Origin of the sequence: Shinella sp. AETb1-6 (assembly GCF_009826875.1) — a bacterium.
GTDB classification, from domain to species: domain Bacteria; phylum Pseudomonadota; class Alphaproteobacteria; order Rhizobiales; family Rhizobiaceae; genus Shinella; species Shinella sumterensis.
On the sequence record NZ_WUMM01000012.1, the window covers coordinates 124,773 to 134,025 of the forward strand.

Sequence of the window (9,253 nt, forward strand, 5' to 3'; positions counted from 1 at the left end):
TCAGCCCTTGCTGCCCCGATGCGGGGACGAGAGCGCGCGATCGCTCTCGGCGGCGATGAAGTCGAGGATCTGCATGACCGGCGCGCTGCCCGCATAGTCGTCGCGAATGGCAGCGGCATTGGCGCGGATCGAGCCCTCGCCCTCGAAAATCTGCTTGTAGGCGCGCCGGACCTCATGGATCGTCGCCTTCTCGATGCCGGCGCGCGACATGCCGACCACATTGAGGCCGCTCAGCAGGCCGGGATTGCCATTGAGCATGCCATAGGGAATGACGTCGTAGGACACGGCGGAAAGACCGCCGATGAACGCCTGCCGACCGATGCGGGTGAACTGATGCACGGCCGAGCCGCCGCCCAGGATGACGCGGTCCTCAACGATCACGTGGCCGGCCAGCATGACATTGTTCGACATGACGATGTGGTCGCCCAGGATGCAGTCATGCGCGACGTGGGAATTGGCCAGGAACAGGTTGTTGTTGCCGATAACCGTCTTGCCGCCGCCGTCCGTGGTGCCCGTGTTGACGGTCACGCCTTCTCGGAACGTGCACTTCTCGCCGACGGTGAGCGTCGTTTCAGCGCCATCATGATGCAGGCTTTGCGGATCACCGCCGACGACCGAATTCGGAAAGAAGCGGCAGCCGCGGCCGATGACCGTGCGTCCCGTGACGACCGCGTGCTGCAGCAGCTCCACATCATCGTGAAGAACGACCTTGGGCCCGACATAGCAGAAGGGACCGACGACAACGTTCTCCCCGATGACCGCCCCGTCCTCAACGACGGCGAGCGGATGGACCCTTGCACTGGCGGCAATCATTTTCAGGCATCTTCCTTTTTCACGATCATGGCGCCGATATCAGCTTCGGCGACAAGATGCCCATCAACTTTTGCATCGCAGTGAAACTTCCAGATATTGCCGCGCTGCTTCTGCTTCGTGACATGGAATTCCACGCGATCGCCCGGCACGACCGGCTTGCGGAAACGCGCATTGTCGATGGTCATGAAGTAGACGAGGTTCGAGCCGGATGCGGCCTTGCGCGCGCAGATGGCGCCGGCCGTCTGGGCCATGCCCTCGACGAGCAGGACGCCGGGCATGATGGGATGATCGGGAAAATGCCCCATGAAATGGGGTTCGTTCACCGTGACGTTCTTGATCCCGATAGCGGAATTGTCGCCATCGATCTCGATGATCTTGTCCACCAGCAGAAACGGATAACGATGGGGCAGCAGCGTCAGGATTTCACGCAGATCGGCTACGCCCAGGGTGGCCTTCGTCGTCTCTTCAGTCATCCTTGCTACCCTTCTTCTTGTCTCGCGCGCTGGAACGCAGCGCCATTTCCGCCACGTCACGCAGGAAATCACGCATCGGGCGCGCCGGAATGCCGCCGTATCGTTCACCCGGCGGGATGTCGCCGACAACGCCGCTCATGGCGGCGATCTGCACGCCATCGCCGATGGTGATATGGCCGTTGATACCGGAGGCTCCGCCAATCATCACGCCGTCGCCGATGCGCGTGCTGCCGGCAATGCCGACGCCGCTGACGATGCCGCAATGGCGACCGATGCGCACGTTATGGCCGACCTGCACCTGATTGTCGATCTTGGTGCCCTCGCCGATCACGGTATCGTCCATCGTACCGCGGTCGATCGTCGTATTGGAGCCGATCTCGACGTGGTCCTGGATGATCACGCGGCCGATCTGCACGATCTTGATCATGCCTGGCTTGAGACCCGGCGCATAACCGAAACCGTCCTGGCCGATGCGCGCGCCCGGATGGATGATGACCTCGTTTCCGACCAGGGCGCATTGCAGCGTCGCGCCTGCGGCTATCGTGCAATTGCGGCCGATGCGGACATCCGCACCGATGATGACGCCGGGACCGATGCGGGTTCCCTCGCCGATCTCCGCGCCCTTGCCGATGACGGCCATGGGCTCGACGACAACGCCTGCTTCGAGGCGCGCGGCGGGATCGACGAAGGCCGCCGGAGAAATGCCGGTGGAATCGGACGTCGTCACACCTGGACGCATGGCTGCGGGATGCAGCATGGCGCCCGCGATGGCAAAAGCGGTGTGGGGGCGCTTCGAGAGCAGGACGGCGATATGCGACGGGACGAGCGACGCCAGCGCGGCGTCGCACAGGATTGCCGTCGCCTCGCTCGTCTCGAGCTCAGCGCGCATCTTCCGGGAAAGGATGTAACAGAGGTCGCCCTCTTTCGCACGGCTGACCGGCGACACATTGCGCACGATGCGGTCGGCGTGCGCCGCATCGGCAAGCTCCGCCCCAAGCGCTACCGCCAGGTCTCCCAGACGAATGCCTTCGTGGGGCGGAAAGAACCAGTTATGTTCCATCGCAAGACTCCAGAACGTCCAAATACTCGCGGTTCTGGACGCGCTGCATCAGAACTGGGTTGCGATACCGAACTTGAAGCGCTGGGTCTCGTCAAACTCTTCCTTCTTGATCGGAACAGCATAGTCGAAGCGCAGCGGGCCGAACGGCGACGCCCAGATGATCGACGCACCGACGGACGCGCGCAGGCTCATATCCGTACCCCGAACCCTGTCGGAAGCGGCGTAGGCGACCTTGTTGCCGTAAAGCGTACCGGCATCGATGAAGACGGCGCCACGGAAGCCGGAGTCGCGCGGGATGGCCGGCAGCGGGAACGACGCTTCAGCCGAAGCCGTGAAGAACGTCGTGCCACCGAGCGCATCGCCGGTCGATGTGGCGCGCGGGCCGATACCAGCCGACTCGAAGCCACGCAGTTCGCCGGCCGAAAGCGTGAACTGGTCGTACACGCGAACCGTGTCACCCGTACCCCACATGTGGCCGCCGCTGACGGACAGCGAGCCGATGACGTCGGCATCTTCCAGCAGCGTGTGGAAGTAACGCGCCTTGCCGGAGATCTTGTAGTAGTCGGAGTCGCCACCGAGGCCGGCGAATTCCTGCGTGATCTGCGCGAAGATACCTTCACGCGGCAGCGTGCGATCGTCGATCGTATCGAAGGTCAGGCTGTGCGAGATCGACGAACGAACCCAGGGGCCATTGTTCACCGCATCCCAATAGGGCGTCGACAGCTTCGAACGATCGCTGGCATTATTATAGTTAAGCGACGACCTATAGTCGAGCTTCGTGTAGTTGTACCGGAACGTCGTCGACAGATCTTCGGTGATCGGCGCGGTGACACGCAGCGTGAAACCCTGCGAGTCGACCCGGTAGTAATCTTCGCTTCGGTCTTCGTTCTTGAAGATGTCGAAGCCGGCAGCCAGACGATAGCCGAGGAAGTAGGGCTCGGTGAAGTTCAGGCTATAGTTACGCGAATCCTCACCGCCACCGGCAGCAATGCGGATATACTGGCCGCGACCAAGGAAGTTCTTCTCTTCGATCGACGCTTCAAGCTTGAAGCCGCCGTCATTGCCCGTCTCGTAACCGGCGCCGATACCGAACGAGCCGGTCGACTGATCCTGCACATCGACGACGAGAACGACGCGGTCGGCTTCACTGCCCGGCGCGGTGGTGACCTCGACGGAAGAGAAGTAACCGAGTGCCTCAAGGCGACGCTTGGCGCGCGTAATGACTTCCTGGTTGAAGGCATCGCCTTCGCCGATATCGAACTCGCGACGGATGACATAGTCACGCGTGCGGGTGTTGCCGCGGATTTCGATGCGCTCGACATAGGCGCGCTCGCCCTGGTCGACGAGATAGTCGACGGCGATCGTGCCATTGCCGAGGTCGCGGTTGCCGCGCGGCGTCACGCGGGCGAACGGATAGCCGTTTGCCGCGACGCGCTGGGAAATCGCGGACATCGTGTCCTGCACATCCTTGGCACGGTAGGTCTTGCCGGCCTTCGTCTCGACGAGACCCTTCAGCTCCTCGGGATCGATGCCCTCGACCGTCGATTCGACATTCACGTCGCCGAAGTTGTAGCGCTGGCCTTCGTCGACCGTGAAGGTGACGACATATTCGTTCGACGCCTCATCCAGAACGGCATCCGAGGAGATGACGCGGAAGTCGGCATAACCGTTGTTGAAGTAGAACTGGCGCAGCGCCTCTTCATCGGCGCGCAGCTTTTCCGGGCTGTAGACGTCCTTACGGGTCAGGAACGACAGGAAGTTCGACTTCTTGGTCAGGATGACCGAGCGCAGGCGGCCGTTGCTGTAGGCCTGATTGCCGACGAAATTGATCTGCGAGATCTTCGTGCGGTCGCCTTCATCGACGACGAAGGCGAGGTTCACGCGACCGTTGCCCAGCGGGTAGGTCTGCGTGGTCACCGTTGCATCGCTGCGGCCGATGGCGGCATAGGCGTCACGAATGGCCTGCTTGTCGGCCTCGATCGTGGCTTCGCTGTAAGGACCCTGCGAGCGCGAGCGGAGAACCGCCTGCAGCTTGTCATCCTTGATCTTGCGGTTGCCGTTGATGACGACTTCGTTGAGCAACTGGCTTTCATTCACCGTCACGACGAGCGTGCTGCCGGAAACGGCAACCTTGACGTCAGAGAAGTAGCCGGTCGCGTAAAGGCGACGAACGGACTCATCGATGTCGGCGCTGGTGAAGTTCTCACCGGGCTTGATCGCCAGGTTGGCCTTGACCGTGTTCGCACTGACGCGATCGGCGCCATGCACCTGAATGTTGCGAATGACGGCCGCCTCTGCAACGGTTGCGGAGACAAGCGTGGCAACAGAGCCGCCCGTAACGACCATACTTGCCGACAAGGCTACGGCAGACACGGCGTTCAAAAAGTTCGAACCAGCTTTCATCTTCACAACTTACCTTCGTTTTACGTCCGGCAGGCATGCCCGATTCCGGACACGATGCCGTTTTAACCGCTTTTGCCATACAAGCAAGGCCACGCGTTAATTTCTGTTTACTTCGATTGCAACAGTGGCCTCAACGCCACTAATTGCTTTTCATCACGGTAAACAGAGCGTTAGCGCCCTCACCCGGACTGCGGCTCCCCTTAATAATACGGCCTCGGCGATGCCGGCGGCCTTTAGCCAAGAAGCATGGATATGTCGTTCCAGGTCGCGAAAACCATCAGCATGAGCACCAGCGCCATGCCGATGCGAAATGCGACGTCCTGCGCCCCGGGCCCGACAGGCCTGCCCCGAACAGCCTCTACCGCATAGAACATCAGGTGGCCGCCATCAAGTACCGGAACCGGCATCAGATTCAAAAGTCCAATGGAAACAGAGAGAACCGCGGCGAGTTGCAGCAATGCGGCAACACCCAGCGTCGCCATCTGGCCGGATGCCTGCGCCACGCGGATCGGGCCGCCGAGCTGGTCCGCCTTCATGCGGCCGGTCACGAGGTTCGACAGATAGTCGAACGTACCCGTCACGATATGCCAGCTCTGGATAACGCCCTGCCCCACGGCTTCAAGCGGTCCGTACTCCACGACGCGGAAATTGCCGGTCTCCTGATTGGTGACGATACCGATCAGGCCGAGTTCCACCTTGTTGCCGAATTGGTCGGTAATCTCCGTGCGCTTCGGCACCATCGGAAGATTGAGGTCCTCGCCGTCGCGGCGCACCGTCACGGTGATCGGCAGCTCGGGGCGTACGCTCACATAGCGGCGAACGTCGTCGAAGGTCGTGACGGCATGGCCGTCGAGCGCCACCAGCAGGTCGCCGGGACGCACGCCCGCCTCCTGCGCGGCGCTGTCCGGCCGCACTTCCGCAACGATGGGATCCGCGATCTGGCGGCCGTAGATGGAAAACATCACGGCGAAGATCGCGATGGCGAGGACGAAATTGGCGATGGGGCCCGCGGCGACCGTCACGGCCCTTTTCCACAGGGCAGCACCGAGGAAGGTGCGCTTGCGCTCGCTTTCCGGCAGTGCGGCGACGGCATCGTAGTCCGGCGTCGAGGCCGGATCGTCATCGCCGAGAAACTTGACATATCCGCCCAAGGGAATGGCGGAAAGTTTCCACCGTGTCCCGTGTTTGTCGGTAAAGCCCAGGAGTTCGGGACCGAAGCCCACGGAGAAGGCGGTCACGCCGATACCGGACCAGCGACCCGCCAGATAATGGCCCATTTCGTGCACGAAGACGATGAGCGTCAGCACGATCAGGAAGGGAACGATATAGCCCGTCACGAAACCGAGCGAGCCTGCAAGCATTTCCATATATCCAGTCCCCAGTCTGTCGCGGTCACGGGCCGAAAAGGAACACGCCGGCGGGCGTGTTGACGGTGCCCTTCATGATCGCGTCGCCCAATGCAATGAGGAACGCGGCGAAGCAGGCAAAAACAAGGCCGTCGACGCGGTCCATGACCCCGCCATGCCCCGGAATGAGACGGCTGGAATCCTTCACGCCGAAACGGCGCTTGATGAAGGATTCGAAGAGGTCGCCGATCTGGCTGAAGATCGACAGGACCAGCGCGATGGCCGGCACCCACAAACCGTTCAGCGAGAAGAACGCCATGTGGACCAGCGTGCCGGCGACGACGGCCGAAACCGCGCCGCCGATGGCGCCCGACCAGGTCTTGCCCGGCGAGATCGATGGCGCGAGCTTCGGGCCGCCGATGGCCCGGCCGATGAAATAGGCGAGGATATCGGTTGCCCAGACGACGGCGAAGATGAAGAGCATGGCGGCAAAACCATGCGCGGTGTCGCCGCGGATCGCCGCAAGCGAGATCACCGTCAGGCCCGAATAGACGATGCCGCCGGGCAGCCAGCGGCTGGACCTGGCGACCAGCGCATATGCGATACCGATGACCGTCGCCGCCAGAAGCGCCGGCAGGGCCAGCTCGTCGAAGTCGAAAAGCACGAGCGCAGCCACCAGCGCGACGGCCAGCCAGCCGAATGCGTTGCCGCGGAAATCCGAATCGGCAAGCCGGGTGATCGTCGACCACTCGTAGTAGATCAGGACGCCGATGCCGGCTGCGAGCACGCGAAAGGCAAAGCCACCGAACCAGGTCGCGGCAAGAACGGCGATAGCCAGCACGATGCCGGAAATGATGCGCAGGCGCAGTTCAGTCTGCATCAGGAACCCACTGCAAGCGTGGTGGCGGGCTGCAACCCGCCAAACCGCCTCTCCCGCATGGCATAGCGCGAGAGCGCGGCGACGAAGGTGTCGCGCGAAAAGTCCGGCCAGAACTCAGGTATGAACATCAGTTCGGCATAGGCGGCCTGCCAGAGCAGGAAATTGGACAGCCGTTCCTCACCGCTCGTGCGGATGACGAGATCGGGGTCCGGGATTCCTGCGGTATCGAGCGCCGCACCGATCCGTTCCGACGTGATGGCGGATGCCTCGAGGCGGCCGGCCGCGACCTCGGCGGCAAGCTTCCTTGCCGCACGCGCGATCTCGTCGCGCGCCCCGTAGTTGAACGCGATGATGAGCGTTATGCCCGTGTTGGCGCGCGTGGTTTCCTCCGCTTCCAGCAAAAGCGGGAGAATATCGCCGGACAGGTTCGTCTTGTCGCCGATGATGCGGATGCGCACGTTCTGCTTGTGGAGAACCGCAAGGTCACGCCGGATAAAGGCCTTCAGGAGGCCCATGAGGTCCGAAACCTCGCTTTCCGGGCGGCTCCAGTTTTCCGACGAGAAGGCAAACAGGGTCAGATAGGAAACGCCGCACTCGGCGGCCGTCTTCACGGCCTCGCGCACGGCCTCGACACCCTTGCGGTGTCCCATGGCGCGCGGCAGGCCGCGTGCATTCGCCCAGCGGCCGTTGCCATCCATGATGATGGCGACGTGAGCCGGAACGGTACTGGGCGAAAGCTGGTTCATGGACAATCCGAAAAAGAAGAAAAGCAGGCGAGCCTTTGCTTTAAACCTGCATGATTTCCTTTTCCTTGTCCGCAAGCAAGCGATCGACGTCCAAAATCGTCTCGTCGGTCATCTTCTGCACCTTTTCAGACTGCGCACGGCTCAGATCCTGGCCGATATCGCCATCCTTTTCGGCTTTCTTGAGGTCGTCCATGCCGTCGCGGCGCACGTGGCGGATCGCGACCTTGGCCTTCTCGGCGTAATCATGCGCAACCTTGACGAGCGACTTGCGGCGCTCTTCATTGAGTTCCGGGAGCGGAATACGCAGGTTCTGACCGTCGATGATCGGATTGAGGCCGAGATTCGATTCGCGGATGCCGCGCTCGACCGCGCCGACCATGCCCTTGTCCCAGACGGAAACGGACAGCATGCGCGGCTCGGGAACACTGATGTTGGCGACCTGGTTCAGCGGAACGCGCGAACCGTAGGCTTCGACCTGGACCGGGTCGAGCACGTTGGCCGAGGCGCGGCCGGTGCGCAACGAGGCGATGTCGTTCTTGAACGCGTTGATCGCGCCATCCATGCGGCGCTTCAGTTCTTTGAGGTCGATACCTTCACTCATCGGAATACTCCCATTGTCGCAGAACGGCCGCACGCGATGAGCGCGCAACCATTCCAGAATCAGTTGTCGGTTACGATGGTCCCGCGGCCGCCACCGGTCAATATTTCGGCAAATCCGCCCTTTTCGTGGATCGAGAACACGATGATCGGGATCGAATTCTCGCGCGCCAGCGCCACGGCGGCGACATCCATCACGGCCAGGCCCTTTTCCAGAACCTCGCTGTGCGTCAGGCTATCGAAGCGGGTCGCCGTCGGGTCCTTCTTCGGGTCGGCCGAGTAGATGCCGTCGACCTGGGTCCCCTTGAAGATCGCCTCCGCACCCATTTCGGCCGCACGCAGTGCTGCGGCCGAATCGGTCGTGAAGAACGGATTGCCCGTGCCGCCGGCGAAGATCACGACGCGGCCGAGCGAGAGGTGATAGAGCGTGGCGCGCTGCGAGAAGCTCTCGCAGATCTCCGGCATCGCGATGGCCGAGAGGACGACGGTATCGATGTCGAGCTTGCGCAGCGAGGTCGCGAGCGCCAGCGCATTGATGACGGTCGCCAGCATGCCCATATGATCGCCGGTGACGCGGTCACCGCCCTTGGAGGCGACGGCGACGCCGCGGAAGATATTGCCACCACCCACGACGACGCCGACTTCGACGCCCAGTGCACGCGCTTCGGCAATGTCGGAGGCGATGCGATCGGCGACGGCGACATCGATGCCGAAGCCCTGCGACCCCATCAGCGCCTCACCCGAGGCTTTCAGCAGAACACGTTTGTAGATTGGCGTGGCGGTCATCGTCGCTCCTGAATTCGTGTGCCTGCTCACCCGTTCGGCCGCCGGGAAGGTACCGGATCGGCGCCGCACGAGGCAGTCCTGGCCGCAGAGAAATTTCGGGGCAGGCATTTCGGCAAGCCGGATACACGAAGGGGGGCCCCGTGTGCCGC

Annotated in this window: 9 protein-coding genes; all 9 read right to left on the reverse strand. The window is 62.4% G+C overall.

The window, feature by feature from the left end:
* The gene (gene lpxA / locus GR158_RS19960) at positions 1-819 is read right to left on the reverse strand and encodes an acyl-ACP--UDP-N-acetylglucosamine O-acyltransferase (protein ID WP_160872314.1); all 819 of its coding nucleotides are present in this window, start codon (positions 817-819) and stop codon (positions 1-3) included.
* Positions 816-1,286 (reverse strand): 3-hydroxyacyl-ACP dehydratase FabZ, encoded by a 471-nt coding sequence (gene fabZ / locus GR158_RS19965; RefSeq protein WP_134649145.1) that lies wholly within the window; start codon positions 1,284-1,286, stop codon positions 816-818. The genes lpxA and fabZ overlap by 4 nt, the downstream gene beginning before the upstream one ends.
* The gene (gene lpxD, locus GR158_RS19970; protein ID WP_134649144.1) at positions 1,279-2,346 is read right to left on the reverse strand and encodes a UDP-3-O-(3-hydroxymyristoyl)glucosamine N-acyltransferase; all 1,068 of its coding nucleotides are present in this window, start codon (positions 2,344-2,346) and stop codon (positions 1,279-1,281) included. Before lpxD ends, fabZ begins: the two co-directional genes overlap by 8 nt.
* A 48-nt stretch (positions 2,347-2,394) precedes the next feature.
* Positions 2,395-4,749, reverse strand: a complete 2,355-nt coding sequence (gene bamA, locus GR158_RS19975; RefSeq protein ID WP_160872305.1) for an outer membrane protein assembly factor BamA — start codon at positions 4,747-4,749, stop codon at positions 2,395-2,397.
* Between the two features lie 233 nt (positions 4,750-4,982).
* Entirely contained in the window at positions 4,983-6,116 is a 1,134-nt protein-coding gene (gene rseP / locus GR158_RS19980; RefSeq protein ID WP_134649142.1) for an RIP metalloprotease RseP, read from the reverse strand.
* 25 nt (positions 6,117-6,141) lie between these two features.
* Positions 6,142-6,975 carry a phosphatidate cytidylyltransferase gene (locus GR158_RS19985; protein ID WP_134649141.1) on the reverse strand — a complete coding sequence of 278 codons (834 nt, stop codon included), beginning with the start codon at positions 6,973-6,975 and terminating at the stop codon, positions 6,142-6,144.
* Positions 6,975-7,721 (reverse strand): isoprenyl transferase, encoded by a 747-nt coding sequence (locus tag GR158_RS19990; RefSeq protein WP_134649140.1) that lies wholly within the window; start codon positions 7,719-7,721, stop codon positions 6,975-6,977. Before GR158_RS19990 ends, GR158_RS19985 begins: the two co-directional genes overlap by 1 nt.
* A 40-nt stretch (positions 7,722-7,761) precedes the next feature.
* Positions 7,762-8,322, reverse strand: a complete 561-nt coding sequence (frr, locus tag GR158_RS19995; RefSeq protein WP_134649139.1) for a ribosome recycling factor — start codon at positions 8,320-8,322, stop codon at positions 7,762-7,764.
* Positions 8,323-8,381: 59 nt separating this feature from the next.
* Positions 8,382-9,104 carry a UMP kinase gene (gene pyrH / locus GR158_RS20000; RefSeq protein WP_134649138.1) on the reverse strand — a complete coding sequence of 241 codons (723 nt, stop codon included), beginning with the start codon at positions 9,102-9,104 and terminating at the stop codon, positions 8,382-8,384.
* Positions 9,105-9,253: the final 149 nt, after the last annotated feature.

Bases quoted from the DNA above. Each gene is read 5' to 3' on its own strand.
- rseP (WP_134649142.1), bottom strand. From the start codon at position 6,116: ATGGAAATGCTTGCAGGCTCGCTCGGTTTCGTGACGGGCTATATCGTT.
- GR158_RS19990 (WP_134649140.1), bottom strand. From the start codon at position 7,721: ATGAACCAGCTTTCGCCCAGTACCGTTCCGGCTCACGTCGCCATCATC.
- GR158_RS19985 (WP_134649141.1), bottom strand. From the start codon at position 6,975: ATGCAGACTGAACTGCGCCTGCGCATCATTTCCGGCATCGTGCTGGCT.
- bamA (WP_160872305.1), bottom strand. From the start codon at position 4,749: ATGAAAGCTGGTTCGAACTTTTTGAACGCCGTGTCTGCCGTAGCCTTG.
- fabZ (WP_134649145.1), bottom strand. From the start codon at position 1,286: ATGACTGAAGAGACGACGAAGGCCACCCTGGGCGTAGCCGATCTGCGT.
- pyrH (WP_134649138.1), bottom strand. From the start codon at position 9,104: ATGACCGCCACGCCAATCTACAAACGTGTTCTGCTGAAAGCCTCGGGT.
- lpxD (WP_134649144.1), bottom strand. From the start codon at position 2,346: ATGGAACATAACTGGTTCTTTCCGCCCCACGAAGGCATTCGTCTGGGA.
- frr (WP_134649139.1), bottom strand. From the start codon at position 8,322: ATGAGTGAAGGTATCGACCTCAAAGAACTGAAGCGCCGCATGGATGGC.